This is a genomic window from Thalassospira australica (assembly GCF_044790785.1).
Taxonomy (GTDB): domain Bacteria; phylum Pseudomonadota; class Alphaproteobacteria; order Rhodospirillales; family Thalassospiraceae; genus Thalassospira; species Thalassospira australica_A.
Window position 1 is genome coordinate 3,068,807 of record NZ_CP085258.1, and the last position, 15,815, is coordinate 3,084,621.

The window sequence follows — 15,815 nt, forward strand, 5'->3', positions numbered from 1 at the left end:
TAGAATAATGGAATGAAAGCGATGACCGAAATTCAACGTATTCAAACCGAAACCCGTATGAGCCAGATCGTCAAGCATGGCAACACTGTTTATCTTGCCGGGCAAGTCGGTGAAAACGGCCACTCGATTGCCGACCAGACCCGGCAAACCCTTGAAGCTGTTGACGCGCTTCTAACGGAAGCTGGCAGCAGCCGAAAACATATCCTGAAAGCGGTTATATGGTTGGCGGATATGTCCGATTTTGAAGAAATGAATGCCGTTTGGGATGCCTGGGTGCCGACCGGTCATGCACCGGTACGGGCATGTGGCGAGGCCAAACTTGCCGAACCCGATCTTCTGGTTGAAATCATCATCGAAGCGGCAGTAGCAGTAGAGGATTGCTGATACAGTAAGTGTTATACTTATTATTTCTTCCCCGTACACAACACCCCGCCTGGCTTTCGCCGGGCGGGGTGTTTTGATCCAGAGCATTATTATATCTCGCACAGGAGCGAATTATAACAGAAGTGGTTGCGGAGAGGATTAGCGCTCGCGCTGCTCGCTCAGCTCCGCCCGATGGGCTCCGCAAAGAACCTTGCAAACAGGCATTGGCCTGTTTGCGGGTTCAACATCCGTCATCCCTGAAGCCAAAACGACAAAACCCCGCCGAATGGCGGGGTTTGATCGTTTGGTTGCGGGGAGAGGATTTAGCTACGCGCATTGCGCTACGCTGAACCTGCGCAAAGCGATGCTTTGCTTGGTTTGAACAAGAGGTTCAAAATGACCGCTCCCACCTACCAGACATTAAAAAAGCCCGCCACGAGGGCAGGCTTTCTTAATGTTGGTTGCGGGGACTTGCAATTAACTACTCCCTATTACGCCAACACCTTCTCCTCATCGTCTATTAACCGCTCTTACACTAAGCCCCCTGCAACCAGCATAAAATGCGCTATGAGTTCTGAAAAACTTTCATTCAAACTGTAAGTACGTTCGGAGCAAATAACTCAGCAAGCGATAATCACATATTATTAGTAAGACTACCAAAATACCCCGGCTGATAACTGATCGGCAGAAAACGATCATGCAGCTTCTTGAATGTTTCGTCAGGATCAAGATCGGCAAACAGTTCCGGATGGAACCATTTTGCCATTTGCTGGATCGCGACGAACTGATAGGGGCTGTTATAGAACTGATGCCAGACCGCGTGGAATGCATGCGTTTTTTGTGCCGCAATTCCAAGATAGGCCGAACGTGTCGGATAATATTCCAGTTTTTTCTTCACCAGTTGCGCATCCGCCCCTGGCCCGACCGGCACCCATTTCCCACCCGGCACATAGGCATCCCACGCGGCACTGGTTACAATCACATGATCGGGGCTTGAAACCAGAACCTGTTCGGCATTGATTTGCCCGAACGTTCCGGGGATCAGGTCCTTGGCGATATTGTCGCCCCCCGCCATTTCGACCATCGCACCGAAATTGCCGTCGCCAAACGAATGGCAGCAGTCCTCATAAAAACCGGCAGCCCGGTCGATGAAGACCTTTGGTCGCGACGGGTTGGCTTCCGCCAGTTTATCGGTCACGCGGGCAATTTCGGCGGCGCGGAATGTGATGAACTCTTCTGCGCGAGCTTCCTGATCGAACAGTTTGCCAAACAGCCTGATTGATGGCTCCGTATTGCGTTCCGGGTCATGCCGGAAATCGACATAGATCACCGAAATATCAAGCGCATCAAGCTTTTCAACGTAGTTCGCCTCGTCAACGGCCTGTTGTGTTTCAAGGTTCAGGAACACGACATCAGGCTTTTGCGCAATCGTGGTTTCGATATCAATCAGGCTTTGTTCCAACCCGGCAAAAGACGGGATATCACCAAAGACCGGGAACTTCGCCAGATAGGCCTGATAAGTAGCCGGGTCGGCCTCGATCAGATCCTTGCGCCAGCCGACAATCCGTTTTGCCGGATTTTCACGATCCAATGCGGCGATGATATAAAGCTGCCGCCCTTCACCCAAGACAGCCCTTTGGATCGGCATATTGACCCTGACCTCGCGTCCGGCAATGTCGGTGACGGTGATCATTTCGGCCAAGGCCGTCTGAATAAAAAGCAGGCTTAAACCGGCGGCGGCAATAAGGCGTGATATCGTTTTTACGATCATTATTATTCTCCGGGAATTTCTGATGGTCGGGCAATCGTGTCTGCACGCGCGCGCGCAAAAACGGTCAGGACAAACCCGATGGCGTAAACAAATCCGACAAGAAAATAGATATTTGAAAGTCCGGCGGCCTGACTGAACCAGCCACCAAGAGAGATACCCGCGATGGACGCAAATTGTGCCGTACTTTGCGCAAGACCAAGCACATGCCCCTGCCGGTGATCCCCCGCCGCCCGCGATACAAGGGCGGTCAATACCGGTGTGGTCGCGCCAAGCAACACACCCCAGATGAAATACATCGCGGTAAAAACAAAGATCGACCGGGTCATACCGGTCAACAAGGTCACCACCACACATCCAGCAATCACCAGACACATGCCACCCAGAATATCGCGCGCCGCACGTCCTTCGAAATAGCGCGCCCAAAGGGATGCCGAAACGACAAAACCAAGTGCCAGCAAGCCATAGCAAAAACCGACGACCCAGTTACCGACATCAAAGATGTTCAGCACATAAATCGAAAACGGTGATTGCGTCACCATCCGGCCCAGCAACAAAACGCCCAGAATGGTCAGAAGGGAAACGATCTGTGGTGATTGTAAAATGCTGATCTTTGCTGTTGCTGCGGCATTGTCAACGGCACCACGCCCGGCATCTTTTGGCTCCACAACCGGCAGCAATGCCCAGACCGAAACCAGACAAACAGCACACAGAATGGCTGCGGAAAAGTTGATCCAGAAGAAAGCCGCATGATCAAGGATCACGCCCCCCACCAACGCCCCGCCAAGCGAGCCGACATTGGTTGAAACCTGCAAATAGGCAAACAACTTTACCCGTCTTGCCGGGCTTTCAATGCTGACACCATAGGCCTGTGCTGGCGCAATATAGCCCGCACACGCCCCTTGCAGGAACCGCAGCATCAGGATCAGCCACACGTCATTGGCATAGGCTAGGGCAAGCTGGGTAATCGCAAGCCCGAAAAGGGCGCGCATCATCATGGCCTTATGACCGAACCGATCCCCAAGCCGCCCCCAGAACGTGCTGGTCAGCATGATGCCCAGCATCGGCCCGATATAAACGGCAATACCGGCAAATGTGAACAGATCTTCCGAATGGCTTAATGAACGTAAATGAACGGGCCAGAACGGCCCGCTCATCTCCATTGCTCCCATCGAAACCAGCTGGATGATAAACAGAAGATGTATCTGCCAGCGAATGGACATCAGACTAGAAGTCAGCTGTTACAGACAGCAGAGCCGTACGAGGTGCCCCGACAGAGACCATGCTGAATTCGTTGACTCCTGCCCAATAGTCCTCGTCCGTTGCATTCTGGATTGTTGCTCGGAAGGTAACTGGTGTTTCTGCGAAGATTGTTTTGTAACGCAGGCCCAAATCCAGCGTCGTAGAATCCGGGATATCCAACGTATTCGTTGTGTTGATATATTGCTCGGAAACGTGGTTGACCGTGCCACTCAGTGTCAGCCCCGGCGCAAATGGTGTGTCCCATTCGGCCGTCAGGTTGATTGACATTTCCGGTGCGCCAACAGCCTGATTTCCCTTTGTCGTCGCACTATTGGTTTTGGTCAGCTCCGCATCCAAGAACATGACGCCGCCAAGCAACCGAACATTTGGCATAACTTCACCGAAAACACCAAGCTCGATGCCACGATTTCGCTGCTCTGCATCAGAATTGTAAACGTTATTTGCCAACTGTCCCGATGGTTTCGTGATCTGGAATATCGCCGCCGTAGCACCGAACTTACCGTAATCAAACTTCACACCTGTCTCGATCTGCTTGGCAACGTATGGTGCCATTGCTTCGCCAGCATTGGTCGCCGTATTTGGCGCAATGCTGCCACGGCTGAGCCCTTCAAGATAGTTGGCATAAACCGACAGCGAATTGCTTGGTTTCACGACGACGCCGACCATCGGGGTCACGACGCTATCGTCATAGCTTGAAGTTATCAAACCGGTCGTGGCATTGAAGTTGTCCGTCTCAATACGCTGATGACGAGCGCCCACTGTCACTTGAAGGAAATCGTCCCACATCGACAGAGTATCTGCGATAGCAACCCCGGTCAGATCGGTTTCTGAGAGTTTTGGACGGCTCGCCGGAACCACGACAGCATCCATCGGATTGGCAACAGGTGAATATATGTTGGAATTCAGAGTGTCATCACCGTTCAATAATCCCCGGCTAAATTCATCGGAATAACGGCTGACTTGGAAAGTAGCCTGATGTCCGACAAAACCTGTTTCAAACTCTCCCCGAATTCCCGCATCCGCTGTCCAGCGTTTGGTTTGAAACTTGGCGTACGAAACGGTGTCGGTTGTATCCCCGGCAGAGTTCTGGATTTCAGGATAACCGAACAGACGCTCGACCTGGGTTTTCCCGGCACCGAAACTGCCGAACAAAGTCATTTTTTCTGTAAGGTCATATTCGCCCCCAAGAAGAGCTGACTGATCGGTTACCTCGGACCATTCCCACTCGTTGGCAACGTTTCTATTACCATCTGGCGCATTTGGCATCGAGGTAACAGCTCCATCCACCAGAAATTCCCGGAATGGCGCATTCAGGTTTTCACGTTGATCAATCAGGTCAAGTGTTGCTCTGAAATCATCACCACGATAATCAAGTGCAATCGCCCCTAACAATGCTTCACGTTCCTGATGATCAAGGTACGTATCGCCGTTGTGGTAGCCACCATTGAAGCGGACGCCCAACTGATTCTCGTTGCCAAAACGACGACCGAAATCAACGTTACCCCCGGCCTGCTCGCCAAGTCCATAATCGGCACTGACACGGGTCAGGTCTTCATCACCGGCACGTTTGGGAACGATGTTGATCGTACCACCAACACCACTATTAGGCGCCATACCACCCAGCAGCGCTGCCGGACCTTTAAGAACTTCGATACGCTCGGCATAGCCAGTCTGCGCACGATATGTTGGTGCAACACCGTAGACCCCATTGAAGGAAACTTCGCCAGAGTTACCGGTATTCATGTTGAAACCACGGATTTGATAGGTATCAAGCATCCCGGCACTACTGTTTGGTGACCGAACGGATGGGTCATGCTTTAAGACATCGGCAATCGTCTGGGCTTGCTGATCGGCAATCTTTTCGCTGGTGTAGCTGGTGATGCTGACTGGTGCATCCATGATGTCTGTGTTGCCCAGCATGCCAAGACGGCCACCGGTCGCGACCTGGCCACCGGCATAGGCGGGTGGCAGATCGGATTGCGTGCTGTTGGCTTCAACGCGGATCGGATCGACAACTGCGGCACCGCTTTGCCCGGCTTCCGCCGCCGGGTCGATCAGGATCAGGGAATTTTCGCCAGTTTCACGATAGGAAAGTCCGGTACCGCGCAGCAATGTATCAATCGCGGCGGGAACTGTCATACCGCCGCGGATTATGCGCGTTCCGTCGATAGACGGCAGATCAATCGTATAGGCAATTCGCCAGCCCGACGCGGCACCGATTTCAGCGATCCCTTCGGCAAGCGAAGAAACCGAGATATCAAATGAATAGGTCGCCTGTGCGATTTCGGTCTGCACATTTGCCGCCAGCGCCCCCGATGCCGCTGGCACGACCATTGCGGTTGAAACCAGTAATACCGAAATCAGAGAGTATGTTCTTTTTCTTGCTTGTTTGAATTCCAACTTCCCGCTCCATAAACGTCTTTTCTTTCAGGCAGGCCCCCTGCATCTAAAAGGACAAACGAACGGGAAATAAGAGTCCTCACATCGGAGGATGATTTTTTGCGAATTTTTCGCAATCTCAGTAAATAACTGTTAACCAAGGCGAGGTTCTGACGACCTTTGCGCCAATCGCATCGGCAACAGTTTCAAGTGATCCGGGTATATTGGTCGTCGGAAAACTACCGGAAATGTTGCGCGTTCCCACATCGCCAATCACAACGATGCGGCCTTGATCAAAGTTTTCCAACCGGGCGGTCAGCTCTGAAACGGGCATGTTGTGCACACTAAGCCGCCCCTTCATCCAGGATAGTGCAAGGCCGACATCGCCGATTTCGGATGGCGAAAGTGTTCCGTCATTGACAATAACCCGCTGCCCCGGTCCCAGCAGAACACCGTTTTCATTCAGCCCGCTTGATACGCGAACAGCCCCATCCTCGACAACCACAACAGTCTGTTGTGAAAGGCGATCCACATTGAATCGGGTGCCAACGACCTGTACCGTGGCATCGCCGGTCCGCACCCGGAACGGATCGCCATTACGGTGGACAACTTCAAAAAATGCCTGTCCCCGCAATAATTGTATTTCCCGGTGGCCTTCATCGAAGTCGGTCGATAGCGCACTGTTTGCCGCAAGCCGCACAACCGAACCATCGGGCAATTCAATTTCAGTGACATTTGACTGACCGGTAACGATATCGGCCTGGATGTTATCGATGAAATCGGGATGAAGGAAAAAGACCGCGCCCGCGACAAATGCCATTCCCGCAAGGGCGGCAAAAGAGCGCCACGGGCGGAACCATGAGAGGAAACCGGAAAGTACCGGCTTCCTTTGGGTTTCGGAAAGGCGTCTTGCAGGCTCCTCGATCCGGGCCCAAAGCACGCGCATCTGATCAAAAGCCAGCCGGTTGTTCCGGTCTGCATTCAGCCATTGTTCGAACTCGTATTCCTGCTCAGCCGACAACGAACCACCTGCCCGTCTTGCGTGCCAGAGTGCAGCTTCGTCCTTTTGCTGTTCAGTCGGTTCAAAAGCGCCTTGCATAGGTTCCCGGTTCGCCCGTTATGATGTGGCGTTCATATCAGTAAATGATGTGACCCGCCAAATTCCCTTTCTATAAACAATAACGGATGACGATAAAATATCCTCATAGCGCGTATGGGATTTATCAGACGTCGTTGCGATAGGCTGCCAGCCGTTTCTGGCAATGGCGCATGGTCCGGGCCAGTTGTTTTTCCACCGCACTGACGGAAATGCCATACTTTTTCGCCAATTTCGCGTTGGATATGCCATCGACACGATGAAGGATGAACATCTCGCGCGCCTTCGGCGAAAGTTCCAGCAAGGCACGATCAAGCGCAGAAAGCGCCTGACGGGCTTCGGCATGATCATGAGGAGACGTCGTTTCACACAACCAAAGCTGATCCGGAAGGACCCCGTTCATGGCCTGCGCACGGCCAAAAGTGCTGCGGTGATGATCAATGACGGCATTGCGTACTGACGCATAAAGCATCTTGGTATTCGCTTCCGGCTCACCGCAATCACCGGACTGCATCAGACGCGCATAAACATCCTGTACAATTTCGGCCGCAACTTCACGATCACGTATCCGCCGAACAACCATCGCGACAAGCTGGCGCCGATGATCTTCGAACAGCTTTGCAAGTGTGTTCCGCCAGAAACTCATGCGTATGTTCATCATTACCTATGAAACCCTGCCCGATGGCCCGTTTCACGCGCCCGGACAGACAGCCCCCACAACGGTGACGAGCGGAACGTATCAGTAATGATAATCATTTTCAACTTAAACTGTGACTATTATTAGTAGAGCAACGAAACTAGGCTCAGGACCTATTAATTTTTGGTCCAGCTTTCTGATTGAAAGTGGTTTCTCTGATTGGTGAGTAGAACTTTATGAGCGATCCGTTTTGACTTTCCCGTTGTCAGTTACAGCGCATTGAGCCCTATTTTCCTAGGCCCACGGGATCCCTCGTGTTGATGATCAGCGGGTTGTTTCCGGGATCATCCATGTCATTCGCAGCGGTCTTCGCTGGCGTGATGCCCCAAGGGAATATGGGCCGTATAGGACGTTCTACAACCGCTTTGTACGCTGGAGCCGATTGGGTGTTTTGTTTTAAGGCTCTGTTATATCTCGCAAAGGAATGATTTATAACAGAAGTGGTTGCGGGGGCACAAACAACTACGATCTTTTACGATACGCCTCTCGCAAGCCACCTTTTCCACGATTGAGTACCCGTCTATAACGTTATGGCCCGCAACTAATCTGCATTGGTTGAATGTTTAATAATAACCATTCCCTACCCAAGAAAATGACACTTACCGTCAGCACTATTTTACGCCAGTTTGAGCCCTGACCTACACCGTCCAAATCGCCACTGTGCTAACAAACAAAATGAATTCAAGCACTTCAACGCCAAAGTCAGGAATCATTAATGCCATGCAAGCTTCAAGATGCAGCCTTGTACAACTCAAGAATATCCTGCTTTGACAGGTTAACCGGATTCCAGTCGAGAAGACGGCGAATAGCATGCGCCTCTGCTGCCATGTTCTCGAAATCAGCCTCTGGAACACCGTAACTGCCGATATCCATGCACATGCCCAGTGAAGCGCAAAATGCAACAGACGCATCCCGCAAGCCTTCGACACCATTGTAATCCGCCAAGCCAAGAGCGCGGGCGACCTGCCGGGTTTTTTCAGGAACAGCAGGCTCGTTAATCGCAAGAACATGCGGAAACATCAAAGCATTGGCTAGCCCGTGCGGAAGCTTGTGCCGTGTTCCAAGCGGATAGGAAACGGCATGGCCAGCAGTCGTATTCACCGGACCGAGGCAAACACCACCGTACAAGGCCGCCAAAGCCATGCCTGATCTGGCTTCGATATCGGTCCCGTCCTTTACCGCCCGCGCAAGATATTTCCCAACCAGTTCGATACCTTGCAAAGCATAACCATCAATCAGCGGATGCGCACGTTTGGAGGTGAATGCCTCCACACAATGCGCCAGAGCATCTACACCAGTTGCCGCCGTGACGTCAGCCGGCACCGAAACCGTCAAGACCGGGTCAATAATGGCAATATCCGCCAGCATCTCGATACTCTCGGTTGCAACCTTGTTCAAGCTCGACGGATCCGTAACAAGCGCACGCGTGCCAACTTCCGAGCCGGTTCCAGCTGTCGTCGGTATCTGAACCAACCCGACACATCGCTTGGGAGCGCGACCAGGTCCTGAGATATCCGAGAGCAGCACATCGCGATCAACCATCACAGAAACAAGCTTGGCAAGGTCCATCGCGGACCCCCCGCCAAATCCGATTACGAGATCACATCCGGACCCAGCTTTGATCGCTGCATTGAGATTATGCTCGTCCGGCTCGGGCACTACATCGCCGAAAACGGCAACATCCGAGAGACCGAGAATATCCAGCCTCGCGACATTGACACCGTCGGAGACAACAAACGGCTTTCTGAAACCATGCCCGCGAACCCATTCAGACAGCCCGGAAACCGCCCCCTCACCAAAACGCAAAATGGACGGACGTTGAATTTCGATCTGGCGGGAAAGGTTAAGCATCTTCAGGCCCTCTAAATGGTGTCGACTTGTCAAAATTGAAATTTACCGATCTTCCAAATCGATGCTTCAGCCCGGTTTCCGGCTAAATTGCGAGAGGATTCGTCGGAAGAACTGACTCAACATAAAGCGTGAATTCTAAATTTGTCAATTTGTAATAACAAACAATTTCAACACCTCAATAACCACATCAACATCACTACAGACCAATCTTCTCAGTATAATTTTATGATTAAATAACTGATATTATTATATATTTATACACCCCATAGTCACAGACACGCAAAACAAACATGGCTGGGAAATTCCACCAACTCAAAAAGATTTCACAACAAATGACAAAATAAGTTGACATATTTTCAAGCCACCATACCCTAGCACTCAACAAGAAGCAGAAAATGCCACGCCAATTCATCACGCCTGCAAGGGAGGAAAGCGTGAGCACAGTTAGCGAATCACGCAGCAGCCTATATATCGGCAGCGGTCTTTTACTATTTTGCGGTTTTGCCGCCTGGCGCACTGCACTTGTAAAAGCGCAATCCACAAACACTGTTGCTGGGCCATCATTCCTGCCATGGATCATGATCGGACTGATCTCGGTGCTTTCTGTTGCCCTGATCGCGCGCGCTCTCAAGCACCGAAATGACAAGACAGGGATATCAATGCCGGACCGAAAGCTTCTGCTCCGGATGGGTATGTTTACAATTTTGCTTGTTGCTTACGCTGCCGCTTTCATGCCGCTGGGCTATTTGCCTTCGACGCTGATCACATTCTGCCTCGGCCTTTATCTCGTCGGAGAACGGCGTCCTCTTGCGCTGATTGCTTTTCCCGTTCTGACAACCGGCGTCATCTATCTGGGCTTTACCAATTTTCTCAAAGTTTGGTTGCCCTGATCAAAAAATCAAAATTCCATCAAGGAGGAAACCATGAACAAGAAACTCATCGTTGCCGCAGCCTTGCTTGCAGCATCCGTCTCCACCGAGGCATTCGCCTTTCCTGATCGTCCCATACAGGTCATCGTTCCCTATTCGGCAGGCGGGGGTACAGATCTTTCGCTGCGCCTTCTCGCCGAAAGCTTCGAACGAAATTTTGATGGCAGCACCATGGTTGTCCGCAACCAGCCTGGTGGCGGCGGATCAATCGGCACTTCGGGAGCTTTGCTGGCCCGTCCCGATGGCTATACACTGGGGGCAGGAGCGCAAGGCCCGCTGGCACTTCTGCCGCATCTGGGGGGCACCCCCTATAATATCGACGATGTAGAATTTATCGGCCTGTTTGGCCGTAACCTGCAGGTCATGGTTGCCTGCAAGGATGCACCGTTCAGCAATTTTGACGAATTCCTTGAATATTCCAAAACAAAGGCCCCGCAAATCGGAAATTCAGGTGCAGGGGGGGCCAACCACATCTCTGCGGAAGCCTTTGGCAAAGCTGCCAATATCAAAATTGAATCCGTGCCGTTTGGCGGTTCCTCGGAAGCACGCACCGCGTGTGTCGGCGGGCATATCGATGCAATGGTCGCGTCACCGGCAGAAGCCCTTGGTCAGGTTGAAGCAGGAAACGTATCGATGCTGTTCGTTATGGAACCTGAACGGATTGATCTGTTCCCGGACACCCCGACGGCCGTTGAAAAAGGCATTGATTTCACCTGGTCCTCCTGGAAAGGCATCATCGGCCCGAAAGACATTCCGGAAGAAGACCTGAAATTTCTTCATTCTGCGATCAAAACCGCCGTTGAGGATGAAGAGTTCCGCAAAAAGATGGAAGAAATGGGCGAATTCGTCATCTACGAAGATGCCGAACAATATGAAACGCGCGCCCGTTCCGACAGCAAAACCGCAGAAGCCGTCATACGTGACCTTGGCATGTACGGCATGAATAACTGACCGGACTAACTCGGGGCTTCAGGCCGGAAAACATGGAACCTGAAGCCCTCCTTCTTTTTTCGGTTCGAGCGAGTAGCCTTAATGGATGTCCTTTCATCTCTATCCCAACTGTTTGAGTTAAACGCCCTGTGGACAATTGCCCTCGGAACGCTTGGAGGGCTTATTATTGGTGCACTGCCCGGATTGACCGCCACCATGGGTGTTGCATTGCTGATCCCGATGACATTCGGCATGACACCGGTTGTCGGGCTGAACATGTTGATCGGCATTTATATCGGCGGGATTTACGGCGGCTGCGTCTCATCCATTCTGCTGCGAACGCCCGGCACCCCGGCATCTGCTGCAACCGTGCTTGACGGCTACCCCATGGCCCAAAGAGGCGAAGCTGGTAAAGCCCTTGGCATGGCAACGATTGCCTCAACAATCGGTGGGCTTTTTGCTGCAATCGTTCTGGCGACCCTCGCCCCCCAACTTGCGTCGATTGCCCTGAAATTCGGAGCCCCCGAGTATTTTGCGCTGGCGCTGTTCGGGCTCACAATCATTGCGTCTCTTTCGGGCGATTTACTGAAAGGTGCGATCTCGGGGTTGCTGGGTATCTTGATTTCCTGCGTCGGGGCAGATCCGATTACCGGCGTACTGCGATATACATTTGGCGTATCAGGCTTTGCATCCGGATTTGCTTTTACACCTGCGCTTATTGGTCTTTTCGCCCTTTCGGAAGTCTTTACGCAAATGGAACGCATTGGAAAATCCGAGGCACCGGTGCGCACAGTTTCCGGCCGCTGGCCCTCAAAGACAGACATGCGTGAAAGCAAAAGCGCCCTGATCAGAGGCTCCATCATCGGGACGATCATAGGCATTATTCCAGGTACAGGTTCGGGAACTGCGTCGTGGATTTCCTATAACGAGGCCCGACGTTCGTCGCGTACACCCGAAAAGTTCGGCACCGGGTACGCACCTGGTATTGCGGCAACGGAAAGTGCAAATAACGCGGTTTGTGCTGCGGCTCTCATCCCGCTGCTTGCACTCGGAATTCCCGGTGACGTTGTCACGGCGGTATTGATGGGCGGGTTGATGATCCAGGGGCTTGCCCCCGGGCCAATGCTATTCCAGACCAATCCCGATGTAATCATCGGCATCTTTGGTGGCACTTTTATCGCAACCATCTTCATGTTCATTTTCGGCATGGCCTTAATCCCGCTGTTTTCGCGGATATTGCTGATCCCCCGACAGATGCTTGCAATGACCATTGTCATCTTCTGCTTTATCGGGTCGTTTGCCATCAACCTGAACCCGGTCGACCTCTACACGATGATTGGTTTTGGTGTCCTTGGTTGGGGCATGCATAAATTCGGGTTCAGTCAGGCCGCCCTGTGCATTGCCCTCATCCTCGGTCCAATGATGGAAGCCAATCTGCGCCGTGGTCTTTTGCAATCGGGTGACAATCTTATCGAATTTGCATCCGGGCCCATCACCTTGCTGTTTTTCTTCCTGACCATCCTTTCCCTTGGCTGGCCAATGATTGCCCGGCTGAAGCAGCGTAATCGCAAGACAACACAAGCCCCAGAATAACAGGAACCACCAATGACCAAATCGGCATATGTCGCTCTCGTCACCTGCTTTAATGACGACGAAACGATCAATTACCAAGCCACCCGCGATCAGGTGAAACGTCAGGTCGCGGCTGGCAACAACATCATGTGTGCCGGAACAAATGGCGATTTTTCCGCCCTCACATTTGAGGAAAAAGTCCGGTTGACCGAAGAGGTCGTTGATGAAGTCAGCGGCAAGACAAAGGTCATCGTCAATGCCGGTATGCCTGCAACGTTTGAAACCATCAAGCTGGCGCGTGAATTCGACAGCATCGGAGTTGACGGTATTGCCGTCATTACACCCTTCTTTATCGCCTGCACGCAAGACGGGCTGATACGCCATTTCACTGCCGTTGCAGACAGCGTTTCAACACCGGTTTATCTTTATGATATTCCCCCGCGCACCCAAAACCACATTGAACCCGAAACTGCAAAGATTCTGGCGGGACATGGCAACATCGCCGGGATCAAGGATTCCGGCGGGACCAATGAAAGCCTGAACGCCTATCTTGGCATCAGCAAGGAAACGGACGGGTTCGAGGTTTATTCCGGACCGGACCATCTTGTTTTGTGGTCATTACAGAATGGTGCGGTCGGTGCAATTTCAGGGTTGGGCAATGTTCTGCCCGAAATTCTCGCGGGCATTATCGACGGTGTGAATTCTGGAGACATTACCAAAGCCGAAAAAAATCAGAAAATATTCGGCAATTTCCGTAAGGATCTTTATGGCCTGGGATACCCACCGGCACTGGTGAAACGTGCTCTGTATCTGATGGATAAATCGGTTGGGGCTTCCCGTCAGCCAGCCCTGCTTCCGGATGCGGAACAGGACAGGAAAATTGTCGAAATCCTCAAAAAATACGGGCTCATCTGATCATGACAGTTCTTCTCACGACGTCGCCGGGATTTGGCAAGTACGGAGCAGTGTCATCCCGCCTTGAAGAACTCGGCTGGGAACTGATCCGCTGCGTCGATACGACAAAGCCCGATGGTGGCGTAGCCGAACATATCGGACGGGCAGATTATCTTGTGGTCGGGCTGGTGCCGGTTACATCGGAGACCGTTGCACAGGGCGCCAATCTCAAAGCGGTTTTGAAGCATGGCGTCGGCATTGATAATATTGACATCACTGCCTGCACGAAGGCCAGCTTGCCAGTACTGAACACACCCGGTGCAAATGCCGATGCGGTTGCGGAGCTCGCCATCGGAATGATGTTCAGTCTCGCACGCAATATTGTCGCAGGCCACCATTCCGTTATTTCAGGCGGCTGGAACAGAACAATCGGCACACAGGTCGGTGGCAAAACGCTGGGCATTATCGGACTAGGCAATATCGGCAAGTCGCTTGCACTTAAAGCGCACGCACTCGGCATGACGGTTATCGCACAGGATGCCTATCCGGACATTACCTTTGCAAAGGATAACGGCATTGACTTTGTCGATGTAGATACGCTTCTTGCGAAATCGGACTATGTCTCGCTGCATATCTTTGGCGGCACGGAAAACACCGCCTTCATCAATGCTGACAAACTGGCACTCATGAAGCCGGACGCCTGCCTGCTTAACCTCGCACGCGGTGAGGTCGTCGATATCGATGCACTGTCAGATGCCCTGCACAATGATCGTTTGGGCGGTGCCGGCATTGACGCCTATGTAACTGAACCTCCGCAAACCAGTCATCCGATTTTTTCCCATCCACGCGTGGTGTTTACCCCGCATACGGGCGCAGATACATTGGAAGCAATGGCAAATGTCGGCCTGATGAATATCTCCGATATAGAAGCCCTGATGCGCGGGGAACAACCCAAACGGGTTCTCAACCCTGAGGTTTTCGGGGGGCTGACATGAGCATCATATTTGACGTATCCGGATTGACCGAATTCGCAACCAGACTGTTTTCTGCCGCCGGGCTTGAAGCCGACAAAGCCGACGCCGTCGGTCGCTATCTGGTTGAGGCCGACCTGATGGGTCATAGCACCCACGGGATGGCACTGGCACCATGGTATCTACAAGGTATCCGAGACGGCGTAATGACGACCCGCGGCAGTTATGAACTCATATCGGACCGTGGGGCAGTTCAATGCTGGGATGGCAAAAGGTTGCCCGGTGCCTGGCTGACCAGCGAGGCCCTGAAAACTGCCGTTGATCGTGCCCGAGAGTTTGGCACGGCCACCGTGGCTATCGGGAACAGCCATCATATCGGAGCACTTGCAGCCTATCTTTCAATCGCGACCGATCAATCAATGCTTGCCTCTGTTGCATCTTCGTCCCCGTCAGGCGCGCAGGTTGCCCCCTTCGGAGGATTGGACGGCGTATTTACCCCCAACCCGGTAGCCTGGGGCATTCCGACGGACGATCAACCGATACTTGTCGATATCTCGGCTTCGATCACTACCGTCAATATGGCATCGCGCCTGAAACGCGAAAATCGCGTTTATGATCACTCGTGGCTGATGGACCGCAATGGTCAGCCCGGTAATGATCCCGGGCTTCTTGACAATGGGGCCACCCTTTTGCCGACGGGTGGCATTGACCACGGGCAAAAAGGTTATGGCATGGCACTTTCTGTCGAAGCCCTCACACAAGGGCTTGCAGGTTATGGGCGCGCCAACAAACCCAAAGGCACGAATGCCGCCGTCACCATCAGCGTCTATGATCCCGCAGCCTTCGGCGGGGTGGATAAATTTATCGAACAAACAAGCTGGTTGCGCGATGCATGCCTTGCCAACCGCCCCAAATATCCATCACATCCCGTTCGTTTACCCGGCCAGGCAGCTTTACAGCGCAAGGCAATCGCTGTCCGGGATGGCGTCGAGCTCTATCCCGGAATCAGTGAAGGTTTGAAAGCCGAGGCGAAGTACTACGGCATCCCCTTTATTTCCGCAAAAGCATAACACGATCAGAACCGGGTCCTGCCGACCCGAGA

Annotated in this window: 13 protein-coding genes and 1 pseudogene; 8 read left to right on the forward strand and 6 right to left on the reverse strand. The window is 52.5% G+C overall.

Annotation, left to right across the window (positions count from 1 at the left end; all coding sequences use genetic code 11):
* The first annotated feature begins 21 nt into the window (after positions 1–21).
* Positions 22–384, forward strand: coding sequence for a RidA family protein (locus LG297_RS14395; protein WP_404421407.1), 363 nt, complete (start codon positions 22–24; stop codon positions 382–384).
* A gap of 613 nt (positions 385–997) precedes the next feature.
* Here the strand turns inward: LG297_RS14395 and LG297_RS14400 are convergent.
* The 5 genes from LG297_RS14400 to LG297_RS14420 all read right to left on the reverse strand — a co-directional run bounded on the left by LG297_RS14400 (position 998) and on the right by LG297_RS14420 (position 7,515).
* On the reverse strand, positions 998–2,134 hold the full coding sequence (locus LG297_RS14400) for an ABC transporter substrate-binding protein (RefSeq protein ID WP_404421409.1): 1,137 nt from the start codon (positions 2,132–2,134) through the stop codon (positions 998–1,000).
* A gap of 2 nt (positions 2,135–2,136) precedes the next feature.
* Positions 2,137–3,354: an MFS transporter gene (locus LG297_RS14405; protein ID WP_404421411.1), complete on the reverse strand. Its 1,218-nt coding sequence runs from the start codon at positions 3,352–3,354 to the stop codon at positions 2,137–2,139.
* A 4-nt stretch (positions 3,355–3,358) separates the two neighbouring features.
* On the reverse strand, positions 3,359–5,794 hold the full coding sequence (locus LG297_RS14410; RefSeq protein ID WP_404421413.1) for a TonB-dependent siderophore receptor: 2,436 nt from the start codon (positions 5,792–5,794) through the stop codon (positions 3,359–3,361).
* Between the two features lie 118 nt (positions 5,795–5,912).
* Positions 5,913–6,872, reverse strand: coding sequence for a FecR family protein (locus LG297_RS14415; protein ID WP_404421415.1), 960 nt, complete (start codon positions 6,870–6,872; stop codon positions 5,913–5,915).
* A gap of 124 nt (positions 6,873–6,996) precedes the next feature.
* Positions 6,997–7,515: an RNA polymerase sigma factor gene (locus LG297_RS14420; RefSeq protein WP_404421417.1), complete on the reverse strand. Its 519-nt coding sequence runs from the start codon at positions 7,513–7,515 to the stop codon at positions 6,997–6,999.
* 269 nt (positions 7,516–7,784) lie between these two features.
* Between LG297_RS14420 and LG297_RS14425 the strand changes: the two are divergent.
* Positions 7,785–7,957, forward strand: a pseudogene (locus tag LG297_RS14425) (transposase); the annotation flags it as partial.
* A gap of 338 nt (positions 7,958–8,295) precedes the next feature.
* Here the strand turns inward: LG297_RS14425 and LG297_RS14430 are convergent.
* Positions 8,296–9,450: an iron-containing alcohol dehydrogenase gene (locus LG297_RS14430; protein ID WP_404421419.1), complete on the reverse strand. Its 1,155-nt coding sequence runs from the start codon at positions 9,448–9,450 to the stop codon at positions 8,296–8,298.
* Positions 9,451–9,851: 401 nt separating this feature from the next.
* On the opposite strand from LG297_RS14430, the gene LG297_RS14435 reads away from it, so the two are divergent.
* The 6 genes from LG297_RS14435 (at position 9,852) to LG297_RS14460 (ending at position 15,783) form a co-directional block, all read left to right on the forward strand.
* Positions 9,852–10,307, forward strand: coding sequence for a tripartite tricarboxylate transporter TctB family protein (locus LG297_RS14435; protein ID WP_404421421.1), 456 nt, complete (start codon positions 9,852–9,854; stop codon positions 10,305–10,307).
* 33 nt (positions 10,308–10,340) lie between these two features.
* A complete protein-coding gene (locus LG297_RS14440; protein ID WP_404421423.1) occupies positions 10,341–11,297 on the forward strand; it encodes a Bug family tripartite tricarboxylate transporter substrate binding protein in 957 nt (318 codons plus the stop codon).
* Positions 11,298–11,378: 81 nt separating this feature from the next.
* Positions 11,379–12,869, forward strand: coding sequence for a tripartite tricarboxylate transporter permease (locus tag LG297_RS14445; protein WP_062958846.1), 1,491 nt, complete (start codon positions 11,379–11,381; stop codon positions 12,867–12,869).
* A gap of 12 nt (positions 12,870–12,881) precedes the next feature.
* Positions 12,882–13,763 (forward strand): dihydrodipicolinate synthase family protein, encoded by an 882-nt coding sequence (locus LG297_RS14450; protein WP_404421425.1) that lies wholly within the window; start codon positions 12,882–12,884, stop codon positions 13,761–13,763.
* A 2-nt stretch (positions 13,764–13,765) separates the two neighbouring features.
* Positions 13,766–14,737: a phosphoglycerate dehydrogenase gene (locus tag LG297_RS14455; RefSeq protein ID WP_404421427.1), complete on the forward strand. Its 972-nt coding sequence runs from the start codon at positions 13,766–13,768 to the stop codon at positions 14,735–14,737.
* Positions 14,734–15,783 (forward strand): Ldh family oxidoreductase, encoded by a 1,050-nt coding sequence (locus tag LG297_RS14460; RefSeq protein WP_404421429.1) that lies wholly within the window; start codon positions 14,734–14,736, stop codon positions 15,781–15,783. The genes LG297_RS14455 and LG297_RS14460 overlap by 4 nt, the downstream gene beginning before the upstream one ends.
* Positions 15,784–15,815 lie beyond the last annotated feature (32 nt).